Source organism: Cryobacterium sp. Sr8 (genome assembly GCF_004403225.1).
Taxonomy (GTDB): domain Bacteria; phylum Actinomycetota; class Actinomycetes; order Actinomycetales; family Microbacteriaceae; genus Cryobacterium; species Cryobacterium psychrotolerans.
Genome location: NZ_SOHO01000009.1, coordinates 1 through 16,116 on the forward strand (window position 1 = coordinate 1; position 16,116 = coordinate 16,116).

At 69.5% G+C, this 16,116-nt stretch carries 13 protein-coding genes; 2 read left to right on the top strand and 11 right to left on the bottom strand.

The genetic code is table 11. From position 1 onward, the window contains the following. Positions 1-811 precede the first annotated feature (811 nt). A complete protein-coding gene (gene tyrS, locus E3T54_RS00715; protein ID WP_198414406.1) occupies positions 812-2,113 on the bottom strand; it encodes a tyrosine--tRNA ligase in 1,302 nt (433 codons plus the stop codon). Positions 2,114-2,259: 146 nt separating this feature from the next. On the opposite strand from tyrS, the gene E3T54_RS00720 reads away from it, so the two are divergent. Both E3T54_RS00720 and E3T54_RS00725 read left to right on the top strand, forming a co-directional pair. Further along, positions 2,260-2,898, top strand: coding sequence for a sigma-70 family RNA polymerase sigma factor (locus tag E3T54_RS00720; protein WP_134474145.1), 639 nt, complete (start codon positions 2,260-2,262; stop codon positions 2,896-2,898). Then, positions 2,895-3,491: a hypothetical protein gene (locus tag E3T54_RS00725; RefSeq protein ID WP_134474146.1), complete on the top strand. Its 597-nt coding sequence runs from the start codon at positions 2,895-2,897 to the stop codon at positions 3,489-3,491. Before E3T54_RS00720 ends, E3T54_RS00725 begins: the two co-directional genes overlap by 4 nt. Before the next feature lie 112 nt (positions 3,492-3,603). On the opposite strand, the gene E3T54_RS00730 is transcribed toward E3T54_RS00725, so the two are convergent. From E3T54_RS00730 to pheS, 10 genes are all read right to left on the bottom strand, one after another. Then, positions 3,604-4,203 carry a DNA-3-methyladenine glycosylase gene (locus tag E3T54_RS00730; RefSeq protein ID WP_134474147.1) on the bottom strand — a complete coding sequence of 200 codons (600 nt, stop codon included), beginning with the start codon at positions 4,201-4,203 and terminating at the stop codon, positions 3,604-3,606. Between the two features lie 24 nt (positions 4,204-4,227). Next, the gene (argH, locus tag E3T54_RS00735) at positions 4,228-5,682 is read right to left on the bottom strand and encodes an argininosuccinate lyase (protein WP_134474148.1); all 1,455 of its coding nucleotides are present in this window, start codon (positions 5,680-5,682) and stop codon (positions 4,228-4,230) included. A gap of 6 nt (positions 5,683-5,688) precedes the next feature. Then, positions 5,689-6,888 carry an argininosuccinate synthase gene (locus E3T54_RS00740; RefSeq protein ID WP_092325064.1) on the bottom strand — a complete coding sequence of 400 codons (1,200 nt, stop codon included), beginning with the start codon at positions 6,886-6,888 and terminating at the stop codon, positions 5,689-5,691. Between the two features lie 126 nt (positions 6,889-7,014). Next, the gene (gene argF / locus E3T54_RS00745) at positions 7,015-7,944 is read right to left on the bottom strand and encodes an ornithine carbamoyltransferase (RefSeq protein ID WP_134474149.1); all 930 of its coding nucleotides are present in this window, start codon (positions 7,942-7,944) and stop codon (positions 7,015-7,017) included. A gap of 48 nt (positions 7,945-7,992) precedes the next feature. After that, positions 7,993-9,198 carry an acetylornithine transaminase gene (locus tag E3T54_RS00750; protein WP_134474150.1) on the bottom strand — a complete coding sequence of 402 codons (1,206 nt, stop codon included), beginning with the start codon at positions 9,196-9,198 and terminating at the stop codon, positions 7,993-7,995. Beyond that, complete coding sequence (gene argB, locus E3T54_RS00755) at positions 9,195-10,109, bottom strand: acetylglutamate kinase (RefSeq protein WP_134474151.1); 915 nt, start codon at positions 10,107-10,109, stop codon at positions 9,195-9,197. The genes E3T54_RS00750 and argB overlap by 4 nt, the downstream gene beginning before the upstream one ends. Further along, entirely contained in the window at positions 10,106-11,287 is a 1,182-nt protein-coding gene (gene argJ / locus E3T54_RS00760; RefSeq protein ID WP_134474152.1) for a bifunctional glutamate N-acetyltransferase/amino-acid acetyltransferase ArgJ, read from the bottom strand. Before argJ ends, argB begins: the two co-directional genes overlap by 4 nt. Next, positions 11,284-12,327 (bottom strand): N-acetyl-gamma-glutamyl-phosphate reductase, encoded by a 1,044-nt coding sequence (gene argC, locus E3T54_RS00765; protein ID WP_092325054.1) that lies wholly within the window; start codon positions 12,325-12,327, stop codon positions 11,284-11,286. Before argC ends, argJ begins: the two co-directional genes overlap by 4 nt. A gap of 180 nt (positions 12,328-12,507) precedes the next feature. Beyond that, positions 12,508-15,045, bottom strand: a complete 2,538-nt coding sequence (gene pheT / locus E3T54_RS00770; protein ID WP_134474153.1) for a phenylalanine--tRNA ligase subunit beta — start codon at positions 15,043-15,045, stop codon at positions 12,508-12,510. Then, positions 15,045-16,085: a phenylalanine--tRNA ligase subunit alpha gene (gene pheS / locus E3T54_RS00775; RefSeq protein WP_134474154.1), complete on the bottom strand. Its 1,041-nt coding sequence runs from the start codon at positions 16,083-16,085 to the stop codon at positions 15,045-15,047. The genes pheT and pheS overlap by 1 nt, the downstream gene beginning before the upstream one ends. Positions 16,086-16,116 lie beyond the last annotated feature (31 nt).

Consider the following 16,116-nt stretch of genomic DNA (forward strand, 5'->3'; position numbering starts at 1 on the left):
TAGTGCAGAAAGCCGCCGGAATGGGCGAACAATCTGCAAGTTTGAAACTGACAGAACAAATCATTACTGACTTGCTTTGTTGTTTAAATGTTTTCCAAAGGAATCTCTTGGCATTCACCCGCTAGAAACGGGATCCAACCACGAGGTTTTTGGCATTTGACATTGTGCACGCTGTTGAGTTCTCAAGGATCGGACGCACCCAGCCGCCGACCGCGAGGCCATTGCACTGGGACATTTCCTGTCATGCTATTGAGCTGTTCCGCAACGCTCGATCTCAACAAGTGAAACCAGGCGAAACGTCATCAAACAAACAACGCGAATGACTCCACATTGTTTAGCTTGGGATGGTCCCGCTTGAGGCCGAGAAGCTTTCCGCTTCCCGCACCTGTGGGGTGACAAGAGACAACATTACGGTCATCCGGGGCACTCGTCAAAAGCACCCGCGTCCCGGGCGTGTCTCCGCTATCCGCTCCCCCGCCGCAGCTGCAAACGTGCGGGCCGGCCGGCCCGCCGGAGGGTCTCGACAGCCTCGACCACCCGGTCTCCCGGTCGCCGAGGGTTGCGTCCCCGTGAGTGGTGTGGTTTCCCGCTGTTGAGCGTTGCTCCGTCAACGTAAAGAGCCACCGTGGGATGGTCAGTGAGTACCGACTAAAGCAACTCACGANAACTCCACATTGTTTAGCTTGGGATGGTCCCGCTTGAGGCCGAGAAGCATTCCGCTTCCCGCACCTGTGGGGTGACAAGAGATGACATTACGCGGATTTCGGGAGGCCCGCAATTCGCTGCCTCATCCCGGGCGTGTCGGCTCGTTTCACTCGACGAAGACGCCGGCGAGGGTCTTCTTGCCGCGGCGCAGAACCGCGACGCCGCTGGGCAGAACGGCGCCCTCAATCGTCTCCGTGTCGGTCAGCACCTTCACGTTGTTCAGGTACACCCCGCCCTGGCTGATCGCCCGCCTCGCTTCACTGAGACTGGCGGTCAGCCCGGTGTCCACGAGCAGCTGCGCCACCGGAGCGTGCGGAGCGGTCGTCGTGTTCGGGAGTTCGCGCAGCGCGGCCTCGAGCGTCTCCTGATCGAGGTCGGCCAGGTTCCCCTGTCCGAACAGAGCCTGCGCGGCGAGCACGGCGGCGGCCGTGGCCCGCTGCCCGTGCACGAGGCTCGTCACTTCGATGGCCAGGGTGCGCTGAGCCTCGCGGCGGAACGGTTCGGTCGCCACCGCCTCCGCCAGGCGCTCGATTTCGGCGCGGGTGAGGAAGGTGAAGACCTTGAGCCGGGCCACCACATCGGAATCGTCCGTGTTCAGCCAGAACTGGTAGAGCGCGTACGGGCTCGTGAGCGTGGGGTCGAGCCAGACGGCGTTGCCTTCGCTCTTGCCGAACTTGGTGCCGTCGGTGTTGGTGATGAGCGGCGTGCCGATGGCGTGCACGCTCACCCCCTCGGCGCGATGGATGAGGTCGGTGCCGCTGGTGAGGTTGCCCCACTGGTCGCTCCCCCCGGTCTGCAGCACGCAGCCGTAGCTGCGGTAGAGCTCGAGGAAGTCCATCCCCTGGAGCACCTGGTAGCTGAACTCGGTGTAGCTGATGCCGGCATCCGAGTTGAGCCGGGCACTCACGGCATCCTTCTTGAGCATGGTGCCGACGCGGTAGTACTTGCCGACGTCGCGCAGGAAGTCGATGACCCCCATCTTCTCGGTCCAGTCCAGGTTGTTGACGAGGGTGACGGCGTTGTCACCTTCGGCGCTGAGGAACCGGGAGACCTGGCCCTGGATGTACCCCACCCACTCCGCGACGACGTCTTTGGTCTGCAGCGTGCGCTCGGCCTGCGGACGGGGGTCACCGATCAGGCCGGTGGATCCCCCGACCAGTCCGAGGGGACGGTGGCCGGCCAGCTGCAGCCGCCGCATGAGCAGGAGCTGCACGAGGTTTCCCAGGTGCAGGCTCGCCGCGGTCGGGTCGAACCCGCAGTAGTAGGTGATCGGCTCTCCCCCCAGCAACTCGCGAAGTTCGGACTCGTCGGTGGAGACGTGCACGAGGCCGCGCCAGATGATCTCCTCCCAGACGTTGTCGAAGGAAGGATCGTTGGCCTGCAGGGCGAGGATGGCTGGGTCTGACACGCTGCCAGATTACCAGCGCGCCGGGCCGGCCCTCCCGATGGGCGTACCGGGCGCGTCCTGGGCGCGGATTAAGCTCTCCGGGTTGACGAGTCTTGATTTAGGCCTGAGGCTTCATTAGACTCACTTTAGGACGGAGGCTTAACCACATGTTCGTGATTACCGCAGACCAGATTGACAGCCGCAACGACCGGGATCGGGCGAGCGAGATGATCGCCCGGCTGAACGCCGACTTCGGCCCCGCCTTCCTTCTCCCGCCCGACCAGACCTCCGGCGACGAGATCCAGCTCCTGACGGCCGATGCCGACGCGGCGCTCAACGTTGTGCTGGCGCTGCACCGTGCGGGCCATTGGAGCATCGGCCTCGGCATCGGCGACGTGCGCACTCCCCTGCCCGCCTCGACCAGGCAGGCATCCGGCGGAGCCTTCGTGGCCGCCCGGGACGCGGTCAACCGGTCCAAGCGGACCGAGGCGCGGTTCGCCCTCGAGGCCGCGGCCACGGCTCCCCCGGGCGACCCGACGCCGGCCGCTGACGAGGTCGAAGCCATCGTCACCATGCTCCTGCTGCTGCGCCAGCGGCGCACCAACGAGGGCTGGGAGGCTATCGAACTGCTCCGGCGCGGCCTGCCCCAGGTGCAGATCGCCGCCGCCCTGGGGATCTCGACCGCTGCGGTCAGCCAGCGACTGAAAAGCGCCCAATGGAGGGTCGAGGAAGCCGTGCGCCCCGCACTGGTTAAGCTCGTACAGAACCTCGACCGCGCCACAACCGAATCGGAACGAGACGCATGACCTCGCTCACCGCCCACGTGCTGACCTACCTCTACTGGGTCTTCCTCCTGCTTGTCACCAGCGGCGCCCTGGTCGGCGCCGTGCTCGCCTTCAAGCTGCAGAAGCGGGCCTACGCCATCGGCTCGGCCGGGGCCCTCGCCGCCGGACTGCTGGTCGCGGCCGTTCCGATGCCACAAGGCCCGAGCGTCTTCGGCATCGTGCTCGGGATGCTCGCGGTCGCGCTGGCCGCGATCGGCGGCGGGCCGCTCACGGTGCTCATTCTCGAGCTCGCCACGAGGAACACCGTGCCGCCGGGCAGCCACGGCGGGATCCTCGTCGAAGACGGGGCCACGGATGACACCGTTGCCACATCCGGAGTGCACGAGGTGCTCCGCGGCGGACTGACCATCGGCATCCTCGAGCGCGTGGCGGTGGCCGGCGCGATCCTCGCCGGTTTCCCCGAGGCCCTCGCCGTGGTCGTGGCGATCAAGGGCGTCGGCCGCTTCACCGAGCTGGCGGCCGCCGAGGCACGCGAGAGATTCATCATCGGCACCTTCGCCAGCCTGATCTGGGCGTGCGCCTGCGCCGCCCTCGTCGGCCTCGCCGTCGTCTAGCCCCTCCCTCCAAGCCCCCTCAAAGCCCCCCTTTCTTACCCCCACCTCCCGCGAACCCGCAGTTGTGCGCGTTATGAGGCACGAATGACGCGCACAACTGCGGTTTCGCGGGTCATTTCGGCGGGCGCGGGACGGCCCGGCGGTAGGGCGAGACGGATGCCTCGCCCGGCATCCAGAACCGCCACGGGAACTCCGCTCCCCCGCCCTCGCCGCTCACGCCCGTGCGCGGGCCGGTGAGAAAGTCGGCCGGCTCGGCCGGCAACGTGAGCTGGAACGGCGGCAGGGCCAGGTCGGAGCCGTCGTCGCCGAGGCCGATCCCGAGCGCGAGCGTGAGCCGCGCCGGACCCCGCGCCAGGTCGCGATCGGTGGCCGATGAGGTGCGGCGGGCGCGGGCATCCGTGATGCCCTCGATGATCTCGCCGCCGCGGATCAGCACGGCGGACGCCTCGCCGTCGGGTGAGCAGACGACGTTTGCGCAGACGTGCATCCCGTAGGTGAAATACGCGTAGAGGCGACCCGCCGGGCCGAACATGCTGGCGTTGCGCCGGGTCTGCCCGCGAAAGGCATGCGAGCCCGGATCCGTCCCGCCGCCCAGATACGCTTCGACTTCGGTGATGCGCAGCGACACGCCTCGGTGGCTGAGCACCGCGCCCAGCAGGAGCGGCGCGACCTGGGTCGCGGGCCGTTCGAGCAGGGCGCGGTCGAACCTCACTTCGGGAGCCTCACTTCGGGAGCCTCACTTCAGCAGCGGCGCAGCCAATGCGCGCACGCGCGCCACGAGGGCGGCGCGCTGTTCGGCGACGCGCACGGGCGCGGTTCCGCCCTGGCCGTCGCGGCCCTCCACCGATCCCCGGATGCTGAGCACGTCGCGCACCTCGGGGGTCAGGTGCTTTGAGATCGACCGGAGCGCGTCGTCGTCCACCTCGTGCAGTTCGAGACCGCGTTCCTCGGCAAACTTCACCAGTGAGCCGGTGATCTCGTGGGCATCGCGGAAGGTGACGTGGCGCTTGACCAGCCACTCGGCGACATCCGTGGCCAGGGAGTAGCCCTGGGGCGCGAGTTCAGCCATCCGTTCGGTGTGGAAGGTCAGAGTGGCGACCATGCCGGTGAAGGCCGGCATGAGCACCTGGAGCGTCTCGATCGAGTCGAAGACGGGTTCCTTGTCTTCCTGCAGGTCACGGTTGTAGGCCAGCGGCAGCCCCTTGAGGGTGGTGAGCAGCCCGGCGAGGTTGCCGATCAGGCGGCCCGACTTGCCGCGCGCCAGTTCGGCGATGTCGGGGTTCTTCTTCTGCGGCATGATCGAGGACCCGGTGGAGTACGCGTCGTCGAGGGTGACGAAACCGAACTCCTTCGTGTTCCAGAGGATGATCTCCTCGGCCAGGCGGGACAGGTCGATGCCGATCTGGGCCGTGATGTACGCGAACTCGGCGACCAGGTCGCGGCTCGCCGTGCCGTCGATCGAGTTCTCGACGACGCCGCCGAAGCCGAGTTCCGTGGCGATGAGGCGGGCATCCAGGCCGAGGGTGCTGCCGGCCAGGGCTCCGCCGCCGTAGGGCGAGAAGTCGGCGCGCTTGTTCCAGTCGGCGAACCGTTCGAGGTCGCGCACGAGCGGCCAGCAGTGCGCGAACAGGTGGTGGGCGAGCAAGACGGGCTGCGCGTGCTGCAGGTGGGTGCGGCCGGGCATGATCGCGTGCTCGTTCGCCTCGGCCTGCGAGGCCAGGGCGTCGATCAGGTCGATCAGGAGGTCGGCGATCGCCGCGGAACGGTCGCGCAGCAGCATCCGGACGAGCGTGGCCACCTGGTCGTTGCGGCTGCGGCCGGCGCGGAGTTTGCCGCCGAGCTCGGTGCCGATGATGTCGATCAGGCCGCGCTCGAGGGCGGAGTGCACGTCTTCGTCGCTTTCGGCCGGCGTGAACCGACCCTCGGCGACGGCGACCTCCAGGGCGTCGAGCCCGGCGACCATCGCGACGAGTTCCTCATCGCCCAGGTACCCGGCGGCGGCCAGGGCGCGGGCGTGGGCCTTGGAACCGCGGAGGTCGTACTCCGCCAACTGCCAGTCGAAGTGCGTCGACTTGCTCAGCCGCGCCAGCTCCGGTGACGGCCCGCCGGCGAAGCGGCCGCCCCAGAGAGCGCCCGCCTTGCCGGCACGATTGTCGCCGTTGTCGCCCGCCTTGTCGCCCTTGTGCGCCACGCCGACCTACTTGCCGGCGAGGTCGCGGCGTGCCGAGATCTTGCTCGGCAGCGACCACAGCTCGATGAAACCCTTGGCCATCGACTGGTCGAAGGTGTCCCCGGTGTCGTACGTGGCGAGGTTGAAGTCATACAGGCTCTGCGTGGACTTGCGCCCGGTGACGACGGCGCTGCCGGCGTGCATCTTCAGGCGGATGTCGCCGGTGACGTGCTTCTGCGTCTCGTCGATGAACACGTCGAGGGCCCGTTTGAGGCCGGAGAACCAGAGCCCGTCGTAGACGAGCTCGGCCCACTTCGACTCCACGGTGCGCTTGTAGCGGGCGAGGTCGCGTTCGATCGTCATGTTCTCGAGCTCTTCGTGCGCGGCGATCAGTGCGATGCCGGCCGGGGCCTCGTAGACCTCGCGGCTCTTGATGCCGACGAGGCGGTCCTCGACGATGTCGATGCGGCCGACGCCCTGGTTGCCGGCGTGCAGGTTCATGAGTTCGATGGCCTGCAGCGGCGTCACGGGGACGCCGTCGATGGCGACGGGAATGCCCTGGTCGAAGCTGATGACGACCTCGGTCGGCTCGCGGGTCACGGCCGGATCCTGCGTGTAGGTGTAGAGGTCCTCGATCGGAGCGTTCCACGGGTCCTCGAGGAACCCGGTCTCGACCGCGCGGCCGTAGACGTTCTGGTCGATGGAGTACGGGCTCTTCTTCGACTGCGCGATCGGCAGGTTGTGCATCGCCGCGTACTCGATGGCCTTGTCGCGGGTGAGCGCAAAGTCGCGCACCGGGGCGAGTGACGTGAGCTCAGGCGCGAGGGCTGCGACGGCGGCTTCAAACCGCACCTGGTCATTGCCCTTGCCGGTGCAGCCGTGCGCGACGCTGTTCGCGCCGAGGTCCTTCGCGGTCGAGGCGAGGTACTTGGCGATCAGCGGACGGCTGAGCGCCGAGACAAGCGGGTAGCGCTTCTGGTAGAGCGCGTTGGCCTTGAGCGCCGGCATGACGTAATCGGTCGCGAATTCGTCCTTGGCGTCGACGACGATCGACTCCACGGCACCACAGTCGAGTGCTCGCTGGCGGATCACGTCCATGTCTTCGCCGCTCTGTCCGACGTCGATCGCGAGGGCGACGACCTCTTTTCCGGTCGCATCCTTCAGCCAGCCGATGCCAACCGACGTATCCAGTCCACCCGAGTATGCGAGCACAACGCGTTCTGCCATGGTTCTCCTCAATCCGTGATCATCTTCAAGTTTACGGTGTCGCAGAGGTCGACCTCGCCGCGAGTCCCCAGGCGGTGGTCGAGCCCGTCGAGACCCGGTGGTCGACCACCGGGTCGGGTCGGGTGCCTAGGCGGCGTTTTGCGCGAGCAGCCAGACCAGGAGCGACTTCTGGGCGTGCAGGCGGTTCTCGGCCTCGTCCCAGATGATGCTCTGCGGGCCGTCGATGACATCGGCGGTGACCTCGTAGCCGCGGTCGGCCGGGAGGCAGTGCATGAAGTGGGCGTCGGCCTTGGCGAGTGCCATCATCGCGTCGTCCACCCGGTACTCGCCGAAGACGGCGAGGCGGTCGGCCTTCTCCTCTTCCTTGCCCATCGACACCCAGGTGTCGGTGACGACGACGTCGACGCCGGTGACGGCCTCACGAGGGTCGGTGTGCAGCGCGACGGATCCGCCGGTGCGGGCGGCGATGGCCGCGGCATCCGCCACGACCTGCGCGTTCGGCGCGTACGCGGCCGGCGACGCAATGCGCACGTGAATGCCGGCGGTGGCGCCGGCGAGCAGGTAGGACTGGGCCATGTTGCTGGCGCCGTCGCCGAGGAAGGCGATGGTCAGGCCCGCGAGGTCACCCCGGTGTTCGCGGATGGTGAGCAGGTCGGCGAGCAGCTGGCAGGGGTGGAAGTCGTCGGACAGCGCGTTGACGACGGGCACGGTCGTGCCGTTGGCCATCTCCTCGAGGCCGGCCTGGCCGTAGGTGCGCCAGACGATCGCGGCGACCTGGCGCTCGAGCACCCGGGCCGTGTCGGATGCCGTTTCCTTGCCGCCGAGCTGGCTGCTGGCGGTGCTGATGATCAGCGGGCTGCCGCCGAGGTCGGCGATCCCCACCGCGAAGGACACCCTCGTACGGGTCGAGGACTTGTCGAAGATGACGGCCACGGTCTGCGGGCCGGCCAGCGGCGTGACTGCGAATCGGTCCCGCTTCAGCTCCAGTGCCCGGTCGAGGATCTCCGCCTGTTCGGCCGGAGAAATGTCGTCGTCGCGCAGGAAATGGCGGGTCACGGTGTCACTTTCGCTGATGGTGCGGGTAGCGGGTGGGAAACTTCAACTCTAGATGCTGGCCAGGGCCAGCCCGAATCGGCGCTCGAACTCGGCCAGTTCGGGGTCGCCGACGATGAGCGGCGGCGCCAGCCGGATGCTCAGCTCGTTGGCGGCGTTGACAATGAGCCCGTGTGAGAGTGCGGCCGCCGCCAGCCGCAACGCGACCGGCTCGGTCAGCCCGATGCCGAGGAGCAGCCCGCGCCCGCGCACTTCCGCGATCAGAGGCGAGTCGAAGCGGGCGATGATCTCCCGCAGCTCGCTCCCCCGGCGGGCCGCGTTGGCGACCAGGCCGTCGTCTTCGATCACGCCGAGCACCGCGTTGGCGGTCGCCGTGACGAGCGGGTTGCCGCCGTAGGTCGAGCCGTGCTGCCCACGGGTGAAGAGGTCGGAGGCCGCGCCGAAGGTGACCAGCGCGCCGATCGGCACGCCGCCGCCCATCCCCTTGGCCAGGGTCACCGCGTCGGGCAGGATGCCGTCCTGCTCGTAGGCGAACCAGGTACCGGTGCGTCCGATCCCGGTCTGGATCTCGTCGAGGATCAGCAGCACGCCGTGCTCGGTACAGAGTTCGCGCGCGCGGCGGAGGAAACCGTCCGGGAGCTCCAGCACGCCGGCCTCGCCCTTGAGCGGTTCGAGGAAGAGGGCCGCGACGGTGCCGTCGATCGCGGCCTCGAGCGCCTCGATCGTCGTGTCGATGTGCTCGACGCCGCCGGGGACGGGCTCGAAGGGCTCGCGCATCTGCGGCTTGCCGGTGAGGGCGAGCGCGCCCATCGTGCGGCCGTGGAAGGAATCGTGCAGGGCGAGGATCCGGGTCCGGCCACGGCCGTTCACGTTGAGCCGGGCCAGTTTGAACGCGGCCTCGTTGGCCTCGGCGCCCGAGTTGCAGAAGTAGACGCGCCCGCTCTCGCCGGCCCCGGTGAGGCGTTTCAGCCGTTCAGCGAGTTCCAGCTGGGGCGGAGTGGCGAAGTAGTTGGACACGTGCACGAGCGTGGCGACCTGCTCGCTGACCGCGGCGACCATGGCCGGATGCGCGTGCCCGAGCGCGTTCACCGCGATACCGGCCAGGAAATCGAGGTACTTCGTGCCCTGGTCGTCCCAGACGTAGCATCCCTCGCCACGCACGAGCAGCGCGAGCGGGGTCGCGAGCGTGCGCATCATCGAGTCGCCGAAGCGGTCCTGCCACGTGCGGTCTGCCTGCGTCGGGTCTGCCTCGCTCATGCCGGTACCACCTCCGTGCCGATGCCCTGGGTCGTGAAGACTTCGAGCAGGATCGAGTGCGGAACGCGCCCGTCGATGATCGCAGCCTTGGCCACGCCGCCCTCGACCGCGTCGAGGCAGGCGGTCATCTTGGGGATCATGCCGGACTCGAGGCCGGGCAGCAACGCGCGGAGGGCATCCGTGTCGATCACGCTCACGATCGAGTCGCGGTTGGGCCAGTCGCTGTAGAGGCCGGCGACGTCGGTGAGGATGACGAGCTTGGCCGCCCCGAGGGCGATCGCCAGTGCGGCGGCGGCCGCGTCGGCGTTGACGTTCAGGGACTGGCCCGGGACATCCGTGTCGGGTGCGATCGACGACACGACCGGGATCCGGCCGGCGGCGAGTTGCGCGTGCACAGCCTCCGGGTCGACCCCGATGACGTCGCCGACGAGGCCGAGGTCGACGTCCTCGCCGTCAATGACGACGCCGCGGCGGCGCCCCTGGAACAGGCCGGCATCCTCACCGGAGAGGCCGGCGGCAAGCGGGCCGTGCTGGTTGATGTGGCTGACGAGGTCGCGGTTGATCTGGCCGGTGAGCACCATGCGCACGACGTCCATCGCCTCGGGTGTCGTGACCCGGTAGCCGCCGCGGAACTCGCTCTCGATGCCGAGTCGCTCGAGCATGGCCGAGATCTGCGGGCCGCCACCGTGCACGACGACCGGGCGGATGCCGGCGTAGCGCAGGTAGACCATGTCCTCTGCGAACGCGCGCTGCAGTTCCTCGCTCACCATGGCGTTGCCGCCGAACTTGATCACGATCACCTGGTCGTGGAACCGCTTGAGCCAGGGCAGGGATTCGATCAGGGTGGCGGCCTTGACGGCTGCCTCCGCCTGGCTGTTGGTGGTGTCGTCGGTGCTCTCGTCGGCGCTCAACTCGAGTACGCGCTGTTCTCTTCGACGTAGTCGTGGGTGAGGTCGTTGGTCCAGATCGTGGCCGTTTCGGCGCCGGCGTGCAGGTCGATGACCACCGACACGGCCCGTGCGGAGAGGTCGACGAGTTCGCGGGGTTCGTCGGGCTCCCCCGCGGTGCAGACATGCACGCCGTTGATGGCGACGTCGATGCCGTACGGGTCGAAGGTGGCGTCGGCCTCGCTGACCGTGCCGACCGCGGCGAGCACGCGGCCCCAGTTGGGGTCGTTGCCGTAGATGGCGGCCTTGAACAGGTTGCTCCGGGAGACGGCCCGCGCCACCGTGACCGCCTCGGTCTCTGAGAGGGCATTCACCACCTCGATGGCGACGTCGTGCGCCGCCCCCTCGGCGTCGGCCTGCAGTTGGAGGGTGAGGTCGCGGCACAACTCGGTGAGGGCATCCGCGAACTCGGCCTCGTCGGCGTCGATGCCGCTGGCCCCGGAGGCGAGCAGGCTGACGGTGTCGTTTGTGGACATGCAGCCGTCGGAGTCGAGCCTGTCGAAGGTCAGCCGGGTCGCCTGGCGGAGCGCGGTATCGAGCCGCGCGGAGTCGAGGACCGCGTCGGTGGTGATCACGACGAGCATGGTCGCGAGGCCCGGCGCGAGCATCCCGGCGCCCTTGGCCATGCCGCCGATGGTCCAGCCGGCCGGCGATCGGTGCTCGGCCTGCTTCGGCGTCGTGTCGGTGGTCATAATGGCGGTCGCGGCGGCGAGGCCCGCTTCGCGCGACGCCGCGACGTCACCCTGGAGGGCCAGGGACGCCTCCCAGACGCCGGCCCTGAGCTTGTCGAGATCGAGCTGTTCGCCGATCAGGCCGGTCGAGCAGACGAGCACGTCCCCGGCGGAGATGTCCAGTCGGGCAGCGACGGCCTCGGCCGTCGCGTGGGTGGTCTGGAAGCCGATCCGGCCGGTGTAGCAGTTCGCGCCGCCGGAGTTGAGCACGATCGCGCTGACCACGCCGTCGGCCATGACCTGCCGGCTCCAGATCACCGGGTTGGCCTGGCAGCGGTTGATCGTGAAAACGGTCGCCGCGCTGGTGAGCGGGCCGAGGTTCTGCACGAGGGCCAGGTCGAGGCCGCCCGATTTCTTGAGACCGGCGGTGACACCGGCTGCGGCGAATCCGGCGGGGGCTGTGACGCTCACGGGGCGACTCCATTCGTGCTGAGGCCCGCGGTTTCGGGCAGTCCGAGGGCGATGTTGGCCGATTGGATGGCGGCGCCGGCGGTGCCCTTGACCAGGTTGTCGACGGCAGTCACCGTCACGACGCGACCGGCTGCCTCGTCGACGGCGAGGCCGATCAGCGCGGTGTTCGCGCCGAGAACATCCGCTGTGCGCGGGAAGTGACCATCGGGCAGCAGGTGCACGAACGGTTCGTCGGCGTAGGCACGCTCCCAGGCGTCACGCACGGCGGCCGCCGAGGTGCCCGGCACGAGGCGGGCGGTGGCGGTGGCGAGGATGCCGCGAGACATCGGCACGATCACGGGAGTGAAGGAGATGGTCGGGTTCACTGCTCCGGCCCAGCGCAGGCCCTGCTGCATCTCGGGGATGTGGCGGTGCACTCCGCCGACCGCGTAGGGGTTCGCCGAGCCGAGAATCTCGGGCGCGAGGTTCGGCAGCTTGAGGCTCTTGCCGGCGCCGGACGGGCCGACCGCCAGCACGGCCACGATGTCCTGGGCCTCGATGACGCCCGCGAGGATCCCGGGCGCGAGGGCGAGGGCGACGGTGCTGGCATTGCACCCGGGCGCGGCGATGCGCCGCGCCCCGACCAGGCGGTCCCGCTGCTTGCCGCCCGCGACGGGAAGCTCGGGCACCCCGTAGGCCCAGGCGCCGTAGTAGTCGCCGCCGTAGAACGCGGCCCAGTCGGGCTCGCTCTCGAGCCGGTGGTCCGCGCCGCAGTCGACCACGAGCGTCTCGGCGGGCAGGTGGGCGGTCAGGGCACCGGATGCGCCGTGAGGCAGCGCGAGGAAGACGACGTCGTGCCCGGCCAGGGTCTCCGGCGACGTGTCGACGAGCGTCAGGTGCGCGAGCGAGCGCAGGTGAGGCTGGACATCGAGGAGGCGCTGCCCGGCGTTGCTGTGCGCGGTCACCGTGCGCAGCTCAAGGTCGGGGTGCCCGGCGATCAGCCGCAGCAGCTCTCCGCCCGCATAGCCGCTCGCGCCCGCCACTGCCACCGAAAAGACCATGCGTTAAACCTATCGCGCAGCCTCTCCCCGCCGAGAATCGCCGATTACGCCGAGACGCGCCGTTCCGGCGGCGATTCTCGGCAGAATCGGCGACTCTCGGCGATCGGGCGGGGCGCCACGGCGAGTGGCGGCGCGGGCGCTCCGTTCGCCGAGCTTGACTGTTGCGGTCGGCGGAAGGGACTACTCGCGGATGGTCGCCCCGAAGCGTGCGGCGGCCACGGCGACCCCGGCGAGCTTGGCTTCGCTCGCCTCGGGCGCCGTGAGTGTGCGGTCCAGCGCGCGGAAACGCAGCGCGAAGGTCAGCGACTTGCGGCCGACCGGGACGCCCGCGCCACGGTAGTCGTCGACCAGGTGCGCGCTCTCGAGCAGCGCCCCACCGCCCTCGGACACGGCCGCGAGCACGTCGGCGGCCGGCACATCGGCGTCGACCACGAGCGAGAGGTCCTGGGTCGCCGCCGGCATGGTGCGGATCGGCGTCGCGACGATCCCGGCGCCCGCGTGGGCGATCACGTCGGACAGGTTGACCTCGGCGACGGCGACGACCGAGGGCAGGTCGCCCTCACGCGCGACGGCGGGGAGCAGCTCGCCGGCGTAGCCGACGACCTCGTCCGCGTCGCCCGCCGTTGTCACGAAGAGTTCGGCCGTGCGCCCCGGGTGCATCGCCTGGTGCGAACCCTGACGCACCTGGATCCGCACGCCGGAGGCGAGCGCGACCTGCTGCACGGCGGCGAGGGCGTCCTGCCAGCCGGCCGCGACCGCGGGGTGGCCCGGCTGGTGCCGCGCCGCGTTGCCGATCAACACGACGCCGAGCATCAGAGGCTGAGGGGGGATGCCGGCGTTCAGCTCGGCCTCCAGGTTGGCGCTCGGCCGCACCGCGCCGGGCGGCACCACGTCGGCGCCGTAGCGGATGCCCGGCTCGGGCCGGAAGACGAGCCCCAGCTCGAACACGGCCAGGTCGGTGAGCCCGCGAGAACGGTTGCGGTGGGCGATCTGCAACAGCCCGGGCAGGATCGAGGTGCGCATGAACGGCGCCTCGCCGTCCATCGGGTTCGCCAGCCGCAGCTGCGGAACGGGTCCGGAAACGGGGTTCCCGAACAGGTCGTTCGCCTTCTCCGACACGAACGGGTAGGCGAGCACCTCGGTGTGGCCCGTGGCCGCGAGGGTCTGCGCGATCTGGCGCTTGAGCACCTGCGGCAGGGTGAGTCCTCGCCCGGGGGGCGCGACCGGCAGCACCGAGGGGATGCGGTCGTAGCCGACGATGCGCGCGACTTCCTCGGCCAGGGTCCACTTGTCGGTCAGGTCGGGGCGCCAGCTCGGGGCGGTGACGGCCAGCCCGGTCGGCGTCTCCGTCATCGTCGCGCCGATCTCGGCCAGCGAGGTGCGCACCTCGTCGCGGGTGTACTCGAGCCCGATCAGGCCGGAGATGAAGCCGGTGGGCAGCTCGATCGGCACCGCGTCGGGGGTCGCGTCGTGCAGCGAGCCGAGGTCGTCGGCCACTCCCCCGGCGAGTTCGACCAGCAGCTGCACCACGCGCGCGGCGGCGACGACGGCAACGGCCGGGTCGACCCCGCGTTCGAAGCGACGGGACGCCTCGCTCGGCAGCTTGTGCCGGCGGGCGGTGCGCGCGATCGACACCGGGTCGAAGTTGGCCGCCTCGATCAGCACGTTCCTCGTCGACGCGCCGATCTCGGTGGTCTGGCCGCCCATCACGCCGGCCAGGCCGATCGGCCCTGACTCGTCGGTGATCAGCAGGTCTTCCGGGTGAAGCTCGCGGGTCGCGTCGTCGAGGGTGACGAGCTTCTCCTCCTCCAGCGCCCGGCGCACGGTGATGCCGCCGTTGAGCTTGTCGAGGTCGTAGCCGTGGATCGGCTGGCCGAGCTCGAGCATCACGTAGTTGGTCACGTCGACGATGAGCGAGATCGACCGGATGCCGGCCAGCTTCAGCCGGGCGATCAGCCAGGCCGGAGACGGCTTGCTGGGGTCGACTCCGCGCACCGCGCGGGTGACGAAGACGCTCGCGCCGACGCGGCCGCGGATCGGCGCCCGGTCGTCGATCGTGACCGGGAACTCCGACGCCGTGACGACGGGGGCGACGGCCAGGGCCGGGTCGCGGAACGTGGCGCCGGTGGCGTGCGAGTACTCGCGGGCGACGCCGCGGATCGAGAACGCGTAGCCGCGGTCGGGGGTGACGTTGATTTCGACGGCCGCGTCGTCCAGCCCGAGCAGGCTGATCGCATCCGTGCCCACCTCGGGGTCGAGCCCGAGCGTGCCGAGCACGAGGATGCCCTCGTGGTCGTCGCCGAGGCCCAACTCCTTGGCCGAGGCGATCATGCCGTCGGAGACGTGGCCGTAGGTCTTGCGGGCCGCGATCGGGAACGGGCCGGGCAGCACGGAGCCGGGCAGGGTCACGACGACCTTGTCGCCGACGACGAAGTTGTGGGCGCCGCAGACCACGCCGTGGATGGCGGGGCCGCCGTCGGCCGCGGTCTGGTCGCCGGGCGCGACACGCACCTGGCACCAGTTGATGGTCTTGCCGTTGGTCTGCGCTTCGGGCTCGGCGGAGAGCACCTCGCCGACGACGATCGGGCCGGACAGCTCGAACCGGTGGATGTCTTCCTCTTCGAGGCCGACGCTGACGAGGGCGGCGTGCACGTCTTCGGGGGTCGTGCCGGGCTCGAGATCGACGTACTCGGCGAGCCAGCTCAGTGGGACGCGCATCAGACGGTCATCCCGTACTGCTGGCTGAAGCGGATGTCGCCCTCGATCATGTCGCGCATATCCTTCACATCGTTTCGGAACATCAAGGCTCGTTCGACGCCGACGCCGAACGCGAAGCCGGAGTAGACCTCCGGGTCGATCCCGGCCGAGCGGAGCACGTTGGCGTTGACCATGCCGCAGCCGCCCCACTCGATCCAGCGCGCGCCGCCCTTGAAGGTGGGGTGCCACAGGTCAAGCTCGGCGCTCGGCTCGGTGAACGGGAAGTAGTTGGGGCGCAGGCGAACCTTCGCCTCCTCGCCGAACAGGGCCTTGACGAAGTGGTCGAGCGTGCCGCGCAGGTGCGCCATGGTGAGCCCCTCGTCGATGGCGATGCCCTCGACCTGGTGGAACACGGGCGTGTGCGTCGCGTCGAGCTCGTCGGTGCGGAACACCCGGCCGGGCGCCACAACGTAGACGGGCAGCTCGCGGGAGAGCAGGGCGCGCAGCTGCACCGGCGAGGTGTGGGTGCGCAGCACGAGGTGCGCGGCGGTCGGCTCGACGAAGAACGTGTCCTGCATGGCGCGGGCGGGGTGGTCCTCGTCGAAGTTGAGCGCGTCGAAGTTGAACCACTCGCTCTCGAGCTCCGGTCCCTCCGCAACCTCCCAGCCCATGCCGACGAAGACATCGGTGACGCGCTCCTGCAGGAGCGAGATCGGATGCCGCGCGCCGGGCTGCCAGGCCGTGGCCGCGGCCGTGACATCCACCGTCTCTGCGGCGAGCTGTGCGGCGACCTCGGCGGCGGTGATCGCGGTTTCCCGCGCGGCAAAGGCCTGCGCCACCGCTCCCCTGGCCTGGCCGAGGAGCTTGCCCGCCTGGGCCTTCTGGTCGCCGGGCACGCTGCGCATCAGGGCGTTCAGCCGGGCCAGCGGGGAGGCCTCGCCGGTGTGCTCTGCGCGCACGGTCTTCAGGGCAGCGGAGTCGTTCGCTGCGGCGATGGCGGCGAGGGCGGCGTCGACGGCCGCGCTCACTACGGGTTCGGATATCTCAGTGGGGTCAGACACAAGTCCCAAGTTTAGTAGGGCGGTGCTAGAC